General features: G+C 66.3%; 17 protein-coding genes. 7 read left to right on the top strand and 10 right to left on the bottom strand.

Translation table 11 applies throughout. From position 1 onward, the window contains the following. The first annotated feature begins 38 nt into the window (after nt 1-38). Together BMW87_RS00445 and BMW87_RS00440 are read left to right on the top strand one after the other, a co-directional pair. The gene (locus BMW87_RS00445; RefSeq protein ID WP_093055677.1) at nt 39-1,001 is read left to right on the top strand and encodes a DnaJ C-terminal domain-containing protein; all 963 of its coding nucleotides are present in this window, start codon (nt 39-41) and stop codon (nt 999-1,001) included. Nucleotides 1,002-1,003: 2 nt separating this feature from the next. Continuing rightward, nucleotides 1,004-1,321 (top strand): chaperone modulator CbpM, encoded by a 318-nt coding sequence (locus BMW87_RS00440; protein ID WP_093073339.1) that lies wholly within the window; start codon nt 1,004-1,006, stop codon nt 1,319-1,321. Nucleotide 1,322: 1 nt separating this feature from the next. Here BMW87_RS00440 and BMW87_RS00435 read toward each other — a convergent pair whose 3' ends face one another. Both BMW87_RS00435 and BMW87_RS00430 read right to left on the bottom strand, forming a co-directional pair. After that, complete coding sequence (locus BMW87_RS00435) at nt 1,323-3,062, bottom strand: dipeptidase (protein WP_093073337.1); 1,740 nt, start codon at nt 3,060-3,062, stop codon at nt 1,323-1,325. 137 nt (nt 3,063-3,199) lie between these two features. Then, complete coding sequence (locus BMW87_RS00430; RefSeq protein WP_093073335.1) at nt 3,200-4,939, bottom strand: dipeptidase; 1,740 nt, start codon at nt 4,937-4,939, stop codon at nt 3,200-3,202. Between the two features lie 64 nt (nt 4,940-5,003). Here BMW87_RS00430 and BMW87_RS00425 point away from each other — a divergent pair, with 64 nt between their 5' ends. Beyond that, complete coding sequence (locus BMW87_RS00425) at nt 5,004-5,588, top strand: DNA-3-methyladenine glycosylase I (RefSeq protein WP_093073333.1); 585 nt, start codon at nt 5,004-5,006, stop codon at nt 5,586-5,588. 73 nt (nt 5,589-5,661) lie between these two features. On the opposite strand, the gene BMW87_RS00420 is transcribed toward BMW87_RS00425, so the two are convergent. Next, entirely contained in the window at nt 5,662-6,015 is a 354-nt protein-coding gene (locus tag BMW87_RS00420; RefSeq protein ID WP_093073331.1) for an alpha/beta hydrolase, read from the bottom strand. A 405-nt stretch (nt 6,016-6,420) separates the two neighbouring features. On the opposite strand from BMW87_RS00420, the gene BMW87_RS00415 reads away from it, so the two are divergent. Next, nucleotides 6,421-7,923: a short-chain fatty acyl-CoA regulator family protein gene (locus BMW87_RS00415; protein ID WP_093073330.1), complete on the top strand. Its 1,503-nt coding sequence runs from the start codon at nt 6,421-6,423 to the stop codon at nt 7,921-7,923. Here BMW87_RS00415 and BMW87_RS00410 read toward each other — a convergent pair. Next, nucleotides 7,865-8,719 (bottom strand): hypothetical protein, encoded by an 855-nt coding sequence (locus tag BMW87_RS00410; RefSeq protein ID WP_093073328.1) that lies wholly within the window; start codon nt 8,717-8,719, stop codon nt 7,865-7,867. The genes BMW87_RS00415 and BMW87_RS00410 overlap by 59 nt on opposite strands. Before the next feature lie 183 nt (nt 8,720-8,902). On the opposite strand from BMW87_RS00410, the gene BMW87_RS00405 reads away from it, so the two are divergent. Beyond that, nucleotides 8,903-9,829, top strand: coding sequence for a LysR family transcriptional regulator (locus BMW87_RS00405; RefSeq protein WP_093073326.1), 927 nt, complete (start codon nt 8,903-8,905; stop codon nt 9,827-9,829). A 13-nt stretch (nt 9,830-9,842) separates the two neighbouring features. On the opposite strand, the gene BMW87_RS00400 is transcribed toward BMW87_RS00405, so the two are convergent. From BMW87_RS00400 to gcvA, 3 genes are read right to left on the bottom strand one after another with little or no spacing between them, the layout of a single operon-like run. Then, nucleotides 9,843-10,586 (bottom strand): hypothetical protein, encoded by a 744-nt coding sequence (locus BMW87_RS00400; RefSeq protein ID WP_256216611.1) that lies wholly within the window; start codon nt 10,584-10,586, stop codon nt 9,843-9,845. Continuing rightward, nucleotides 10,583-11,221 (bottom strand): DUF1345 domain-containing protein, encoded by a 639-nt coding sequence (locus BMW87_RS00395; protein WP_093055659.1) that lies wholly within the window; start codon nt 11,219-11,221, stop codon nt 10,583-10,585. Before BMW87_RS00395 ends, BMW87_RS00400 begins: the two co-directional genes overlap by 4 nt. 32 nt (nt 11,222-11,253) lie before the next feature. After that, nucleotides 11,254-12,234, bottom strand: a complete 981-nt coding sequence (gcvA, locus tag BMW87_RS00390) for a transcriptional regulator GcvA (protein ID WP_093073324.1) — start codon at nt 12,232-12,234, stop codon at nt 11,254-11,256. A 118-nt stretch (nt 12,235-12,352) separates the two neighbouring features. On the opposite strand from gcvA, the gene BMW87_RS00385 reads away from it, so the two are divergent. Both BMW87_RS00385 and BMW87_RS34985 read left to right on the top strand, forming a co-directional pair. Next, on the top strand, nt 12,353-13,663 hold the full coding sequence (locus tag BMW87_RS00385; protein ID WP_093073322.1) for an MFS transporter: 1,311 nt from the start codon (nt 12,353-12,355) through the stop codon (nt 13,661-13,663). Then, a complete protein-coding gene (locus BMW87_RS34985) occupies nt 13,635-13,796 on the top strand; it encodes a hypothetical protein (protein WP_177192697.1) in 162 nt (53 codons plus the stop codon). Before BMW87_RS00385 ends, BMW87_RS34985 begins: the two co-directional genes overlap by 29 nt. An 18-nt stretch (nt 13,797-13,814) precedes the next feature. On the opposite strand, the gene mmsB is transcribed toward BMW87_RS34985, so the two are convergent. From mmsB to BMW87_RS00370, 3 genes are read right to left on the bottom strand one after another with little or no spacing between them, the layout of a single operon-like run. Continuing rightward, nucleotides 13,815-14,711: a 3-hydroxyisobutyrate dehydrogenase gene (gene mmsB, locus BMW87_RS00380; RefSeq protein ID WP_093073320.1), complete on the bottom strand. Its 897-nt coding sequence runs from the start codon at nt 14,709-14,711 to the stop codon at nt 13,815-13,817. 40 nt (nt 14,712-14,751) lie between these two features. Then, nucleotides 14,752-15,867 carry an enoyl-CoA hydratase/isomerase family protein gene (locus BMW87_RS00375; RefSeq protein ID WP_093073318.1) on the bottom strand — a complete coding sequence of 372 codons (1,116 nt, stop codon included), beginning with the start codon at nt 15,865-15,867 and terminating at the stop codon, nt 14,752-14,754. A 28-nt stretch (nt 15,868-15,895) separates the two neighbouring features. After that, nucleotides 15,896-17,050, bottom strand: a complete 1,155-nt coding sequence (locus BMW87_RS00370; protein WP_093073316.1) for an acyl-CoA dehydrogenase family protein — start codon at nt 17,048-17,050, stop codon at nt 15,896-15,898. Nucleotides 17,051-17,052 lie beyond the last annotated feature (2 nt).

The following is a 17,052-nucleotide window of genomic DNA, read 5'->3' as shown; positions in this document are numbered from 1 at the left end:
GGCCTTGTTGCCGTCCACCCAACGAACCGCCACACACCATGGAATTCAAGGACTACTACAGCGCACTGGGCATCGACCGCACCGCGTCCGACGACGAAGTGCGCAAGGCCTACCGCAAGCTCGCCCGCAAGTACCACCCCGACGTCAGCACCGAGCCTGACGCCGAGAAGCGCATGCGCGACATCAACGAGGCCAAGGACGTGCTTGGCGACAAGGAAAAGCGCGCTGCCTACGACGCGCTGGCCGATCGTGTCGCGCGCGGAGGCCATCCTGAGGGCGACTTCCAGCCACCGCCGGGCTGGGACGAAGGCTTCGAGTTTCACCGCGGCCCGCGCCAGGGCCCGGCCGACCACGCTGACTTCAGCGAATTCTTCTCGTCGCTGTTCGGCGAGGCCGAACGCCGCGGCGCCGCGCGGCAGAACTTCCGCGCGCGCGGCGAAGACCATCACGCGGCCATCGAGATCACGCTCGAAGACGCGCTCAACGGCGCCGAGCGCGAGATCACGCTGCGCGCGCAGACCGTCGACGCACAGGGCCACCCGCAGTGGGAGAACCGCACGCTCAGCGTGAAGATCCCGCCGGGCGTGCACCCGGGCCAGTTCATCCGCCTCGCGGGGCAAGGCATGCCCGGCCACGGCGGCGAGCCGCCCGGGGACCTGTACCTCGAAGTGCGCATCGCGCCGCACAAGCTGTACCGCGTGGAAGAGCGCGACCTGTACATGACGCTGCCCATCACGCCCACCGAAGCCGCGCTGGGTGCGCAGGTGCAGGTGCCAACGCCCACCGGCGGCGTGGTCGAAGTGACCGTGCCGCGCAACGCGCGCAACGGCCTGAAGCTGCGGCTCAAGGGCCGTGGCTTCGCAGGCAAGACGCCCGGCGACCTGTACCTGCTGCTCGACATTGCGCTGCCGCCCGCCGACAGCGACGATGCGCGCAAAGCCTACGAACAGCTGGCGCAAGCCACGGCATCGTTCCACCCACGCCAGCATCTGGGAGTCTGAGCATGGTGAATTTCACTGTCACAACCGCCACCGCCGTCAGCACCTCGCAACCGCTCGCGGCGAGTGAACTGGCGCACGCCGTTGGCGCCGACACCGCCTGGGTCGTGCAACTGGTCGAGGTCGGCATCCTGCGGATCGAAACGACCGAGACCCAGCCCGAGCGCTGGCAGTTCTCCAGCGCCGACCTGCAACATGCGCTCGAAGCGCGCCGGCTGGAGCGCGACTTCGGCGTGGGGCTCGACGCTGCCGCGCTGATCCTCGACCTGCAGCACGAGGTGCGCCGGCTCAAGGCGGTGCTGCAGGCGCGCGGCCTGCGCTGAGCTACTGCATCTGCTGCAGGTTGCCGATGCGCACCAGCATCTCGGTGAACATCTGCAGGTCGGCGTCGAGGTCGGGCACTTCCTTGTATTCCTTGGCGTTGTGCCCGGTGTACTTCTTGCCGGGCATGCCGGGGCCGAAGCTGATCGCGTTGGGCATCTGCTTGGCCGTGGTGGCGCCGGCCGCGGATACGGGCTTGGCCTCTAGGCCGGTGGTGTCGCCGTAGATGTTGAGCAGCGTCGTCAGCCACTGGCCAGAAGGGTCGCGCGCCATCCAGTTGCCCTGGTCGTACTTGATCTCGACTGTGGCCTTGTTCGCCGCAGCCCAGTCATTGATCTTCGCGGTGACTTGGGCCTTGAGTTCTTCGGGCGTGCGGCCGCGCGGCATGCGCGTGTTGACCGCCACGACCACCCGGCCGTCGGCACCGGTGCGGATCAGGTTGGGAGAGAAAGTCAGTGGCCCCATGAAGTCGTCCCTGTAGCCCAGGCCGATCTTCTCGCCGAGGTAGCCGGTGCCGTAGAGCGCATCGACGTACTTCACCGCCTTGAGGAACTGGTTGTCGGCCAGCGTCACACCGGACTCCAGCAGGAACAGGCCCAGCCGCGGCAGCGGATTCACGCCGTTCTGGGGCTCCGAGCCATGGGCCGAGGTGCCGGTGACCTTGATGGCGATGCTGTCCCCGTCACGCGTGATGGCAATCGCAAACTTGCCGCCCTGCGGTTCGTACTTCTGCAGGAAGGCCGGCTTCGCGGCTTCGAGCTTTGCGAGCACCGCAGCGAGGTCGCCGCCCTTGAGCGTGGCGGTGGCGGTCTGCGAAATCGCGTTGACCGCGGCGGCTGCGCCCATGTCCGTGATCGCGGTGACTGCACCATCGGTTTTCTCCGCAGGGAAGAACACACTCAGCGAGCCCGCGCCCTTCTCGGCCACGACCGCGGGGTAGCCGCTGTCGAGCACGATGTTGTAGGCCGGCAGCGGCACCTTGCCGCGGTAGTACTCCATGGCGTCGCCACCGGTTTCCTCGGTGGTCTCGATCATCAGGCGCATGGTGCGCTGGATCGGCAGGCCGCTTTCCTTCACCGTCTTCATTGCATAGAGCACGGCAGCGATGGAGCCCTTGTCGTCGATGGTGCCGCGGCCGTAGAGGCGGTCGCCCACGCGCACCATGGTGAACGGGTCGAGCCGCGTGCCGTCGTCGAGCACCCATTCTGAAAGCACCGCGGGCACCACGTCGGAATGCGTGAGGATGCCGAACTCTTCAGTGCCCTTGCCCTTGAGGCTGACTTCGAAGATGCGGTTGTCGACGTTGCGATACGCAAGCCCGAAGTCTCGCGCCATCTTCTCGACCAGCTTGCCGAAGTCGATGATCGTCGGGTTCTCGTGCGGCGGGATCTGCACGTTGCGCGCAGTCGGCAGCGCCACCATGGCACCGAGGCTCGCGATCACGGCCTTCTGGTTGTGCAGGCGGTTGTACAGGCCGAGCAGACGCGCGATGTTGGTGAGGTCGTCACCAGCCAGCGGTGCCTTCTTGCGATAGGCGGCCACGGCGGGCTTCAGCTCGGGGTTGGCCTTCTCGGCCTGGGCCAGGAAAGCGTTGAAGCTGGAGGCGGGCTTGCCGCCTTGCCAGGCCGCGGCCAACTGGTCGAGCGCGGGTTTCTTGAGCGTCTCCGAGAAGGCCGGTGCGGTGAGGCCAACTGCCATCAAGCCCATGGTGAGGGCTGGCAACGAGAAGCGAAATTGCAGCATGTGCGTGACTCCCTTTTCACAAAAATGGAAGCCTTCGACGATACCCGAGCCACGCGCTGCGACAGGTCTCTGCGCACTACGAAGAAACGTTGCGCACGAGGGAGAAAGCGCAGCGTTAAGTTCGCCAACCGCGCGCGTTACTGCATCTGCTGCAGGTTGCCGATGCGCACCAGCATCTCGGTGAACATCTGCATGTCGGCGTCGAGGTCGGGCACTTCCTTGTACTCCTTGGCGTTGTGCGCCGTGTACTTCTTGCCGGGCATCGCGGGGCCGAAGTTGATGGCGTTGGGCATCAGCTTCGCGGTGGTGCTGCCAGCCGTGGGCACCGGCTTGGCCTCGAGGCCGGTGGTGTCGCCGTAGATGTTCAGGAGGGTCGAGAGCCACGCGCCCTTGGGGTCGCGCGCCATCCAGTTGCCCTGGTCGTAGGCAACCTCGAGCTTCACGTTGTTCGCGCTCGCCCACGCATCGATCTTCGACGTGACCTGCGCCTTCAGCTCGTCGGGTGTGCGCCCGCGCGGCATGCGCGCGTTGACCGTGACTTCGAGCCTGCCGTCATTGCCCATGCGCACGAGGTTGGGCGAGAAGGTCAGCGGGCCCATGAAGTCGTCGGCGTAGCCCAGGCCCATCTTCTCGCCGAGGTAGCCGGTACCGTAGAGCGCGTCGATGTACTTCACGGCCTTCAGGTAGTGGTTGGCGGCCAGTGGCACGCCGGACTCCTGCAGGAACAGCGCGAGGCGCGGCAGCGGATTCACGCCTTCCTCCGGCCGCGAACCATGGGCCGAAACGCCTGTCACTTTCAGCTCGATGCTGTCGGCGCCGCGCGCAATGTCGATGGCGAACTTGCCGCCCTGCCCTTCGTATTTCTGCAGGAAGGCCGGCTTTGCTGCTTCGAGCTTTGCGAGCGCGGCCGCAAGATCGCCGCCCTTGAGCGTGGCCATCGCCGTCTGCGAAATCGCGTTGGCCGATGCGGCGCCGCTCATGGCCGTGATGGCTGTCGATGCGCCATCCGCCTGCTCCGCCGGGAACAACACCTTCAGCGCGCCCGAGCCCTTCTCTGCAACCACGGCCGGGTACTTGCTGTCGAGCACGATGTTGTAGGCCGGCAGCTGCGTCTTCGTGCGGTAGTACTGCATCGCGTCGCCACCGGTTTCCTCGGTGGTCTCGATCATCAGGCGGATGCTGCGCTCGATGGGCAGGCCGCTTTCCTTCACGGCCTTCATTGCATAGAGCACGGCCGCGATGGAGCCTTTGTCGTCGATGGTGCCGCGGCCGTAGAGGTAGTCGCCCACTCGGGTCATCTTGAAGGGGTCGAGCCGCGTGCCATCGTCGAGCACCCATTCGGACAGCACCGCAGGCACCACGTCGGAATGCGTGAGGATGCCGAACTCCTCGCCGCCTTTGCCCTTGAGGCTGACTTCGAAGATGCGGTTGTCGACGTTGCGGTAGGCAAGCCCGAAGTCGGTCGCCATCTTCTGCACCAGCTGGCCGAACTCGATGATCGACGCGCTTTCATGGGGCGGCACCTGCACGTTGCGCACCGTCGGAATCGCCACCATGGTGCCGATGCTCGCAATCACGGCCTGCTGGTTCTTCAGGCGGTTGTAGAGGCCGAGCAGGCGCGCGATGTTGACGAGGTCGTCGCCGGCCAGCGAGGCCTTCTTGCTGCGGTACGCATTCACGCTGCTCTGCAACGCGGGCTGGCTCTTTGCAGCCTGCGCAAGGAAGGCGTTGAAGTCGGCGGCCGGCTTGCCGGCCTGCCACGCGGCGGCGAGCTGATCGAGTTGGGGCTTCTTGATGGTTTCGGCGTGCGCCTGCGCACCAAGGGCGAGCGCGACGCCCAAGGAAAGCGCCGACAATGAAAATCGAAAATGCTGCATCAGGGTCTCCCCCTCATTCTGAAAACACTCCCCGACGATAGCCGAGCAAAGAATCGAACGAACAATGAACAACAGCACCGACAAGATCCGCTGCGCCTGGGCCCAGACCGACCCGCTGCTGGCCGCCTATCACGACGCCGAATGGGGCGTGCCCGAGCACGACAGCCGCGCGCTGTGGGAAAAGCTCATGCTCGACGGCTTCCAGGCCGGCCTCTCGTGGCTCACCATCCTGCGCAAGCGCGACGCGTTCCGCAAGGCTTTCAAGGGCTTCGTGCCGGAGAAGATCGTCAAATTCACCGAGGCCGATGTCGAGCGGCTGATGCAGGACGCCGGCATCGTGCGCTCGCGCTCGAAGATCGAGGCCACCATCGGCAATGCACGCGCCTACCTCGCGATGCAGGCGGCGGGCGAAGATTTCTCCGAATTCATCTGGGGCATGGCGGGCGGCAAGCCCATCGTCAACCGCACCGGCAGCGTTCCGGTGAAGACGCCGCTGTCGGAGGATATTTCCGCGGCGCTCAAGAAGCGCGGCTTCAAGTTCGTGGGCCCCGTCATCGTCTACGCGTGGATGCAGGCCACAGGCATCGTGGACGACCACGCGCACGACTGCCACCGGCACGGCGCCAAACACAACCCCAAGCCCCAATGAAAAAACCGGACGCTGCTTTCGCAGGTCCGGTTTTTTATTGACGTGTGACTGAGGCGGCTTGCGCCGCCTTCAATTACAGGCCGGCTTGACGCGTGAAGGTCAGGCCCTTCGCTTGCGAGGGGATCACGCTGCCAGCGAAGGTTTCGGGACGCAGGTTCTGACCAGGTGCGTGTGCAGCGGCCACAGCCTCGCTGCGAACAGTGGCGCGGTCGACCGAAGCGGCCAGTGCGGGCGTTGCGGTCGACGCAGCGCCTTCGTTGTCGCCATAAGCGTTGCCGGCACGGGCAGCTGCCACGGCTTGGGGCGCCACTTCGGCGCGGCTGTAGCCGGAGGTCAGGGGCTGAACGCCTTCGTAGGTTTCTGCATGGGCGCCAGCGGCGGCGAGCAGGGACAGAGCGGCGGCGGCGAGGATGTTCGAGGTCTTCATTTCAATTCCTTCTTCATTGGGCTTTTGGGTGCCCCAAGTGTGCACCGCGATTCCTAGGGTAAACCCCCGCTTAATCGAATCGCAGTGTTCATGAAATTGAAACAATAACGAGGAACTTTCGGTCGAGGCTAACTCAACTGCCCTTTCGGTCGCCGGAAATGCGGTTAGTTTGTGTACTTTTCTTCTAGCCCGTCAAGCGACGGCCATCGCGCAAGCAAATCCAAGCACGTTGCATGCCAGCTACTTCGCCTGCAAGCTCTCTGTCTCCCCAATGGGCCCGGTCCGCGACCTTTGCACAATTCGCAATTCAAGAAAGATCGTGCCCATAATGAAGGCTTGATTGGGCAAATGGTTGCGAATGAGCCTCGCCGTATTTGCGAATCTTGCGAATAACCGGATCAAGCGATGAAGAAGACTTTCATGGGCGTGCGGCTGCGCAGCCTGCGCGAAGAGCGCGGCCTGAGCCAGCTCGCGCTCGCGCAGCAGTTGGGCCTGTCGCCCAGCTACCTGAACCAGATCGAGCAGAACCAGCGGCCGCTCACGGTGCCGGTGCTTCTGCGCCTGCATGCCACGCTGGGCGTCGACATCCAGGCCTTCTCCGAAGACGAAGAAGCGCGCCTCATCGCCAGCCTGCGCGAGGCACTGGCCGACAACCCCGGCGGCGATGCCGTCGCGCTGGCCGAGCTGCGCGAAGTCGCCACCCAGATGCCCGCCGTGGGCCGCGCATTGGTCGCGCTGCACCAGCGCCACCGCGATGCGATGGAGCGGCTCGAAGCATTGGCGGGCGAACTCGGCGACGGACGCGGCGATCTCGCACGAATGCCGCAGGCGCGGCCCATGCCCTTCGAGGAAGTGCGCGACTTCTTCTTCGCGCACCAGAACCACATCGCGCCGCTCGATGAAGCGGCCGAAGCCCTCGCCGCGCAATGGCGCCTGCGAGAAGGCAGCCCCGGCGACCGCCTCGCGCGCCAGTTGCTCGATGCGCATGGCGTGCGGGTTGTGCCCGCCGAAGACGGCGAGGCCGGCGCGCAGCGGCGCTACGACCCGGGCTCGCGCGTGCTGCGGCTCTCGCCCTACCTGGAGCCCGGGCAGCATGCATTCCAGCTCGCCACGCAGCTCGCCTTCTTCGAAGTGGGCGACATGCTCGACGAGCTGGTGGCCGCCGCGCCGCTGTCGAGCGACACGGCCCGCTCGCTCGCGCGCATCGGCCTGGCCAACTACTTCGCCGCCGCGCTGCTGCTGCCCTACGGCGAGTTCCTCGAAACTGCCGAGCAGTTTCGCTACGACATCGACCAGCTGGCGCGCCGCTTCGGCGTGGGCTTCGAGACCATCTGCCACCGCCTGAGTTCGCTGCAGCGGCCCGAGGCACGAGGCGTGCCTTTCTTCCTGATCCGCGTCGATCGCGCGGGCAACATCTCGAAGCGGCAATCGGCCACGCACTTCCACTTCTCGAAGACCGGCGGCACCTGCCCGTTGTGGAACGTGTACGAGGCCTTCGCGCAGCCCGGCCGCGTGCTCACGCAGCTCGCTCGCATGCCAGACGGACGCGCCTACCTCTGGATTGCACGCACCGTGTCGCACGGCTACCGCGGCTATGGCTCGCCCAACAAGACCTTCTCGATCGGGCTGGGCTGCGACATCAGCCACGCCACGCGGCTGGTCTATTCAAAGGGCATGGACTTGCGCGATCCCGATGTGCCCACACCCATCGGCGCGGGCTGCAAGGTGTGCGAGCGCGAGGCCTGCCCGCAGCGCGCGTTTCCGTTCGTGGGCCGGCCGCTCGACGTGGACGAGAACCAGAGCCGGTTCATGCCTTACGCGGCAGCACCGTCCGGCAACAACGCGATCGTCAGGAGCGCGGCCAAGCGCGCACCAGGGTCCGCAGCGCGACCCCGCCGCTCCCCTTGACCTCGGCGCGATAAGTGCCCACCAGGGCCTCGCGCTCGGCTGCGGCCTGCGGGTCGTTGCGCCAGGCCAGCAAGGCGGCCACATCGGCATCGGGCAGCGCAGCGAGCAGTGCCTGCGTTACCTGCTTTTCGAACTCGCGCGCCACCAGCATCAGGTTGCGCGGGCGCGTCGACGTCACACCACGCGACCACAGCGTGTCGAGAGCCATGTCGAGCGTGCGGTCCGGCAGCGAGCTGAGTTGTCCGCCGTTGCCGCGCGCCAGTTGCTTGACCACCGCGCTCATCAGCAGCTGGCTTGAAAAGTCGATCTCGCGAACATCGGCCACGGCCATGCGTTCGAGCAGTTCGGTGCGCACGGGATCGGCCGGCTTGGCGCGCTCGCGGTTGAAGAACTCGGCCCTGCTGGCCTCGCTCATCGCGGTGTAGTCGGTGCGCAGCTTCACGAAGCGGGCCACAGCGGCCTGCACTTGCGGGCTGAGTGCGGCACCGCCGTTGCCTGCCGATGCCACTTCCTGCTGGATAGCGGACACCGAGGCAGCGGTGTTGAATGCGCGCGTGGCGGCCGTGTCCAGCGCCTTGAGCGCCTTGTCGGCGATGGCCTGGTCATCGGGGTCAAGCAGTTCCTTCGCACCGCGCGCGACAGCGCCGGGTGCATAAGAAGCCTGGTAGCGCGCCTGCACGCCTTCGAACTGCAGGAGTGCTTCCGCGCGGTTCTGCGCCCAGCCCATCAACGGGGCCAGAAACAGCAAAAGCAACAGGGAGAAACGGAACGGCGAAAGACGGATCGGAGAGAGCATGGTGCCATTATTGGCACACCTGCCCGCTCCCCACGTCGCGCCATCTTGTGAAGTAACTCAAAAGTTCAGGCTCGTCGCCATGGAATCGAAACGTGCCGGCTTGCAGCCAAGCAACTGGATGTGACCGGCCGCGAGGCATATGATTCAACCGAGATATTTCGCAAATTCGATTGAATAATTTTCATGCTCCAGTCGATCCTCGAAATACGTCATCTGCGCACGCTCATCGCGCTTCGCGACACCGGCAGCCTGGTGCGCGCGGCGCAATTGCTCAACCTCACGCAATCGGCGCTGTCGCACCAAATCAAGCTGCTCGAAGACCGCTACGACGCACAGCTGTTCGAGCGCAAGTCGGTGCCGCCGCAGTTCAGCACCACCGGCCTGCGTCTGCTGCAGTTGGCCGACACGGCGCTGCCGCTCATCGAAGAAGCCGAGCGCGACGTGGCGCGGCTCGCGCTGGGGCGCAGCGGCCAGCTGCGCATCGTGGTCGAGTGCCACGCCTGCTTCGACTGGCTCATGCCGGCAATGGATGCGTTCCGCCAACGCTGGCCCGAGATCGAGCTCGACATCGTCTCGGGCTTTCACTCCGACCCGATCGCGCTGGTGACGCAGAACCGCGCCGAAGTGGCGGTCGTGTCCAGGGAAGGCTCCGACGAAGCGGTGGACTATCACGCGCTGTTCCGCTTCGAAATCATGGCCCTGCTGGCCAACGACCATCCGCTGACGGCCAAGGCCTATCTCACCGCGCGCCACTTCACTGACCAGACGCTCATCACCTACCCCGTGCCCGATGAAGTGATCGACGTCGTGCGGCAGGTGCTGGCGCCTGCGGGCGCGGAGCCTGCGCACCGGCGCACGACCGAGCTCACGGTGGCGATGCTGCAGCTGGTGGCGAGCGGGCGCGGCGTGGCAACACTGCCGCTGTGGGCGGTGCAGAACTACCTGGACCGCGGCTACGTCACAGCCCGGCGCGTGGGCAGCAAGGGGTTGACGGGGCGGCTCTACATGGCATGCACGCCGGGCACGTCGGAGCAGCCGTGGCTGGCGGACTTCGTGCGCATCACGCGAGAGAACTGCTTCAGGAGCCTGCCGGGAATCGAACTGCTCTGAGCGTTTTTTCTCTTCAGAACCGCGTGCCCACCGACAGCCGCACCATGTCCTGCGCGGTGAAGTTCACCTTCGGGTCGTAGGCCGCGCGAACGAACCAGCGCGGCCAGTCGTAGGTGACTGTCAGGCCCGCGCGGCGAATGAACCGGCCATCGACAGTGCCCTGCTTGGCCAGCAGGTCGACAGTCAGGCGTTGCCGCTCGGGCAACGGCACGCGGTAGATCAGATGCACGTCCTGCTGGTCGGGGTTCAGCCGGTTGTCGCGGATCAGCGAGAGCGACAGCGCCGTGCCGTCCGTCCACTTGTAGCCGCCATACACCGTGTACGAATCGTTTGGGTCGAAGTTCAGGTTCGCGTAGTTGCGAAGGTTGGTGCGGCCCAGCCCCGCGCCGACGAACCAGCTGTCGCCGGTTTCCACCGCCAGGCTGCCGCCCACGAACCCACCCGAGGCGGCCTGCAACGACGGCAGCACCCGCACCGGCCCCAGCGTGAAGGTGTGGTCCCACCCCACGCGCGGCTGCGCGAAGTCGAGTACCGGCGAGCGGAACCAGCCGATCCAGACATTGCCGTCGCCGTAGGTGTAGCGCAGGTTCATGTCCAGCCCTGGCCCTGCGGGAAGACCGCCGCCTAAAACCCGGTAGGCGCCCACGGTGAGCTTGAATGGCAGTTCGGCCGGTTCATCGTCGGCCCATGCGGCCGGCGCGAGGCACAGCAGGGCCGTGGCGGCGACGAATCTTCGATGGCGTGCCGGCGTGCTCAAAACATGCTCGCGCCGATGTTGATGAGCAACGCGAGCACAGTCGTGTTGAAGAGGTAGGCCAGGATGCAATGCACCGAGCCGATGCGCCGCAGAGGCTTGGACACGAAGGACACATCCGCCGTCTGCCCCGAGGTGCCGATCACCGCGGAGAAGTAGAAGAAGTCGCCGTAGGTCGGCGGGTCGTCATCCGGAAACTGGAGGCCGGGTTTTCGCCCCTGGCCCGCCCCAGCGTAGTAGTCATGCGCGTAGTGCAGCGTGAACATGATCTGCGTGAAGGCCCACGACGACATCACCGTGAGCCCGGCCAGCGTGATGTGCGCGATCTTCTCCAGGCCGTGCATGTCCTTCACCACCGCGAGTTCGCCGCCGATGGCCGCCAGGCTCGCAATGGCGGACACCACCACCAGCACGAGGATGACGATCTGCCCATCGTCCTGCATCTGCGCGCGATAGCGCATGTGCTGCTGCGACGACCGGGTCATCATGACCGCGGCCAGCAGCACGTACAGGCAGGCTCCCGTGTTCCACGCGATCAGCAGGCGCGTGACCAGGTGGGCTTCGACAGCCGAGGGTATGAGCACGCCGGTCGCAATGGCGATGGCCGTGGCAATGAAGAGTCGCGGCCGGGCGGCCATCTGGCGGAGGAATCTGTGTCGCTGGAGTTTCATCAAGGCTTGGGCACGGCACGCCGCCGGGGTGGCGGCGCTACGGCCTGACCTGCGACTGTCGACGATGCTCTCTTGCGGCTACCTGACGAAGCGCCTTTCTGGCGCACCGCGCCGAGCAGCCAGTCACGAAAAGCCGCGACTTTCGGCCGGTCGCGGCTGCCCTCGGGGCACACGAGGTAGTACGCGAAGTCTTCGAGCCACGTCACTTTCGAGAGCTGCACGAGCCGGCCCTGCGCGATCTCGGGAGCCATCATGGCCGCGGGCAGCAGCGCCGCGCCCTGCCCTGCGAGCACCGCCTGCAGCAACAGGCTAGCGTCGTCGAAAGAAGGCCCACGCGCCGGGCCGGCATCTTCGATGCCCTGCGCCTCGAACCACAGGCGCCAGCCCTTGCGATCGGCATCGTTCACGCGCGGCCACTGCAGCAGGTCGGCCGGTTTCTTCGGCTTGCCGTATTCGACGACCAGCGCGGGAGCGGCGACGGGAACCATCTCGACCGTGAGCACGCGCTGGCTGGCGAGCCCGGGGTACTGGCCCATGCCGTGACGGATGGCCACGTCTACGCCGTCGCGCGAGAAATCGGCCAGCGCATTGCTGGTCAGCACCTGCAGGTCGATGTCGGGATGCGCGTCCTGGAAGGACTTCAGGCGCGGCACGAGCCAGGCGGAAGCAAAGAACGGCGTGGCGCTCACGGTGAGCAGACTGGTCTCCGCAGGCACGGCCACCTTCTGCGTGGCATCGCTGATCTGCCTGAAGGCATTGCGCACGGGCGGCAGATAGGCCTGGCCCGCGTCGGTCAGGAAGACGCCGCGATTGACGCGGCGGAACAGCTGCACACCGAGGTGCAGCTCCAGCGTCTTGACGAGCTGGCTCACGGCGCCGGGGGTCACGCACAGCTCGTCCGCCGCGTTCTTCACCGAGAGATGGCGCGCCGTGGCTTCGAAGGCACGGAGTGCGTTGAGGGGTGGGAGCTGGTGTTCCATTATTTAGAAATTCTGATTCAGCAACAGCAGAAATTCTGGTTTGCGGCTCAGATTGATAAGCGGGAGTATTCGCACACTCGAAATCAATCAATTCAGATATTCTGATCTTTAAAGGCCTATGCCCTTGAGCCACACGCCAACCTCATCGCAAGCCGACGGCCTCTTCCGCGGCTGGCTGGTGGTGGCAGGCGCCTTTGCCGTGACCTTCGTCGGCTTCGGCAGCGCCTACACCTTCAGCGCCTTTCTCGAATCGCTGCAGAAAGACTTCGGCGCCTCGCGCGGCTCGGTCTCGCTGGTGTTCTCGCTGGCGGGCTTTCTCTACTTCGGCCTCGGCGTGCTCAGCGGGCCGCTGGCCGACCGCTGGGGTTCGCGGCGGCTGGCCGTCGCCGGCATGGTGCTGGTCGGGCTGGGGCTGGCCCTTGCGGGGCAGGCACGGAGCCTGACGCAGATCTATCTCGCCTACGGGCTGGGCGTCGGCCTCGGGGTCGGTGCGTCGTACGTGCCGGTGCTGGGCGCTGTGCAGCGCTGGTTCGTCAGACGGCGCGGCTTTGCCTCGGGGCTGGCCGTGAGCGGCATCGGCGTGGGCACGCTGGTGATGCCGCCGCTGGCCTCGCTCTTCATCGAGACGCTCGGCTGGCGGAACGCCTACCTGGCGCTAGGCGCGCTGGCGGTGGTGGTGGGCGTGGGCATGGCGCTGCTGATCGAGAACGACCCGCGCGACCGCGGGCTCGGCCCCGACGGCGATCCGCCACAACCGAAGGCTGCATCGGCCCAGGCCGAGGGCTTCACGGTGCGCGATGCCGTGCGCTCGCGGCGCTTCGCCGGCCTGTACGTGGCCTGCCTCATCAGTTCCTTCGGCCTGTTCGTGCCCTTCGTGCATCTGGTGCCTTACGCGCTGGACCATCGCGTGCCCAATGCGCATGCGGTGCTGCTGCTGGGCGCCATCGGCGTCGGCAGCACGGCCGGGCGCTTCTTTCTGGGCGGGCTGGCCGACCGCATGGGACGCGCGCAGACCATGCTGCTGATGTCGGCCGGCATGGCGCTGTCGCTGCTCGTGTGGGCAGCGTCCAGCGGCTTCTGGGGGCTGGCGGTGTTCGCGTTTTTCTACGGCGCGTTCTACGGTGGCTTTGTCGCGCTGCTGCCGGCGCTGGTGATGGACTACTTCGGCGGACGCAACATCGGCGCGATCATCGGCGTGCTCTACACCAGCGTGGCCTTCGGCACGCTGGTCGGCCCGGCCGCTGCGGGCTTTGCCTTCGACGTGAGCCGCAGCTACCTGCTGCCGATTCTTTTCAGCGTGGGGGCCAACCTCGTGGCGGCCGGCATCATGTGGGCGATGTCGCGGATGGACGCTTCTGCAAAGCTGGCCAGCACGGCCTCGCCGCGGGGTACAGTCGGGCATGACCCAAGCACCGCCCGCCGCTCCTAGTCCGCCTCCCGCATCGGCTGCACCTGCCGAAATCACGGAAAACCAGGCGATCATGCGCGCCTGGGTGCTTTTCACCGTGTTGTTCGTGGTGGTGATCGGCCTGCTTTGGGCCCTGCACTCCCACTACGGCTGACCAGCGCCAGCGTCCGGCTCAGGGCGCCTTCTGCACCAGCTTCAGCACGCTCGAAAAATCGAGCGCGCCATGGCCCGCGAGGCTGTGTGCCGCATACAGGCTGCGCGCCAACCCACCCAGCGGCGTTGCCGCGCGCACGGCGGTCGCGTTTTCCTGCGCGAGCCCCAGGTCCTTGAGCATCAGGTCGGTGCCGAAGCCGCCGGCATAGTTCTTCGAGGCGGGCGAGGTTTCCATCACGCCCGGCATCGGGTTGTACTTTTCGAGCGCCCAGTTGCCGCCCGAGCTGCGGCGCATGATCTCCGACAGCACCTTCGGATCGAGCCCGTTGGCCACGCCCAGCGCCAGCGCCTCCGAAGTGCCGATCATCAAAATGCCGAGCAGCATGTTGTTGCAGATCTTCGCTGTCTGCCCCGCACCGGCAGCGCCGGCGTGGAAGATGTTGGCTCCCATCTTTTCGAGCACCGGACGCGCGCGCTCCAGGTCTTGCACTTCGCCACCGACCATGAAGGTCAGCGTGCCGGCAATCGCGCCGCCAGTGCCGCCCGACACGGGCGCATCGATCATCGCGATGCCCTTGACGGCGGCCGCTTCAGCCACCTTGCGCGACGTGGCCGCTGCGATGGTGCTGCTGTCGATCACCAGCGTGCCGGCGCGAATGCTGTCGAGCAAGCCGGGCTTGCCAGCGCCACCGAGGAACAGGCCCTCGACATGCGCGCTGGCCGGCAGCATGCTGATGACGACTTCGGCGTCGACCACCGCTTCTGCAGCCGAAGCGGCAATGGGCAGGCCCTCGCCGCCGAACTTCTTGCAGGCCTCGGCCGAGAGGTCGAAGGCGCTGAGCGTGTGGCCGGCCTTGAGCAGGTTCATGGCCATCGGGCCGCCCATGTTGCCGAGGCCGATGAATGCGATCTTCATTTGTCTTGTCTCCGTTGTTCTGTGCGGGAAATGATGAAACTCAGACCAGCGACGCCAGCTCGGCAGGCATTTCGCCGCGCGGGCGCAGGTGGTCTTCGATGAAGGCGGGCGTGATCTCGTCGAGCGTGGCCGGGCTCCAGCGCGGGTTGCGGTCCTTGTCGACCAGCACGGCGCGGATGCCTTCGGCAAAGTCCTTGTGCGCGCAGAAGCCCAGCGAAGCCCAGTATTCGAGGCGGAACACTTCGGCCAGCGACATGCGCAGCACGCGCTGCCACAACTCGAAGCTCAGCGCGGCCGAGCTTGGCGCGCCCTTGGCGAAGGTCTTGGCCGCCGTCTGCAGCCACGTGTCGTCGCTTTGCAGGTCATACAGGCGCTTCGCGATGTCGAGCAGGTCGTCGCCGGCCATCAGGGCGTTGATGGTGTCGTAGTGCTCTCGCACCTTCGAGGCCGGCATCTCCGCGCCCTCGCCCGCCTTGGCGAGGATGCGCGACAGCGTGGCGCGGTCGGCCTTCTGCTCGCCTGCCCACCGCGTGGCGCCGATAGCTTCGAGCACTTCGCCCTTGCGCTCCTGCGGTACCAGCACATCGGCCAGTCCGCAGAAGATGGTGTCTGCGCCATTCACGTTGGCAGCCGTGAGCGCGAGAAACAGCCCCGTGCGGCCCGGCGTGCGGCGCAGGAACCAGCTGCCGCCCACGTCGGGGTACAGGCCGATGTTGATCTCGGGCATCGCGATGCGGCTCTGCAGCGTCATCACGCGGTGCGATGCGCCAGCCAACAGGCCCACGCCGCCGCCCATCACGATGCCGTGGCCCCAGCACAGGAAGGGCTTGGGGAAGGTGTGGATCAGGTAGTCGAGCTCGTACTCTTCGCGGAAGAAGTCTTCGGCGTAGGTGTTGCGCGCGGGGCCGCAGTCGAGCAGCGTCTGGTAGAGCTGGCGCAGGTCGCCGCCGGCGCAGAAGGCCTTCTCGCCTGCCGCCTGCAGCAGCACGCCGACGATGCCGGCGTCTTGCGCCCATTCGCGCAGCTTTGGCGTGAGCAGACGCACCATGTCCACGGACAGCGCGTTGAGCGAAGCCGGTGCGTTGAGCGTGGCCACGGCAAAGCGCTGGCCACCGGCGGTCTTGATTTCGTCGAAGAGAACTACGGAGTCGGTCATTGTCTTGAGGGGTTCTGGATGCGGGGCTTCAGCGGATATCGCTGTCCCCTTCCAGCAATTTTCGCGCAACGATCACGCGCATGATCTCGTTGGTGCCTTCGAGGATCTGGTGAACCCGCGCATCGCGAACCAGCCGCTCCAGCGGGAACTCGCTCAGGTAGCCGTAGCCCCCGTGCAGCTGCAGCGCGTCGTTGCAGACGTTGAAGCCCGCATCGGTCGCGAAGCGCTTGGCCATCGCGCAATAGGTGCTCGCATCGGCATGGCCGGCATCGAGCTTCGATGCCGCGAGCCGCACCATCTGCCGCGCAGCAACCAGTTCGGTCGCCATGTCGGCCAGCTTGAACTGCAGCGCCTGGAAGCTCGCCAGCGGCTTGCCGAACTGCTGGCGCTCGTGCAGGTAGCGGCGCGCTGCATCCAGCGCGCCCTGCGCAGCACCCACCGAGCAGGTCGCGATGTTGATGCGCCCGCCGTCCAGCCCTTTCATGGCGATGCGAAAGCCCTCGCCTTCCTTGCCCAGCAGGTTCTGCGCGGGGATGCGCACGTTGTCGAAATTGATGGTGCGCGTGGGCTGGCTGTTCCAGCCCATCTTGTGCTCCTTCTTGCCGTAGCTGATGCCCGGCGCGTCGGCCGGCACCGCAAAGGCCGAGATGCCGCTCGCACCCGCACCGCCCGTGCGCGCCATCAGCACCAGCACGTCGGTCGAGCCCGCGCCCGAGATGAAGGCCTTGCCGCCGTTGATGACGTAGTCGGCGCCCTGCAGCTCGGCGCGCGTCTTGAGCGAGCCAGCATCCGAACCGGCGCCGGGCTCGGTCAGGCAGTACGAGGCGAGCTTGCGCCCGCTCGTCAGCTCTTCGCCCCACTGCTGCGCCACCGCATCGGTCGCCCAGGTGCCGAGCATCCACGTCGCCATGTTGTGGATCGTGATGAAGGCCGTGGTCGAGGGGTCGACCGCGGCCATCTCCTCGAACACCAGCGCTGCGTCGAGTCGCGGCAGGCCGAGGCCACCGACGCGCTCGGGCGCGTAGAGGCCGCAGAAGCCCAGCTCGCCGGCCTTTGCGATGGCCTCCTTCGGGAAGATGGCCTCGGCGTCCCACTGCGCCGCGTGCGGCGCGAACTCGGCCTGTGCAAAGTCACGCGCACTCTGTGCGAAGGCGCGCTGCTCTTCGGAAAGTTCGAAGTCCATCC

This window comes from Variovorax sp. OV084 (genome assembly GCF_900111625.1).
Classification (GTDB): domain Bacteria; phylum Pseudomonadota; class Gammaproteobacteria; order Burkholderiales; family Burkholderiaceae_C; genus Variovorax.
The sequence above is the reverse complement of the archived record's forward strand: the minus strand, read 5'-3'. Positions and strand labels throughout refer to the sequence as shown.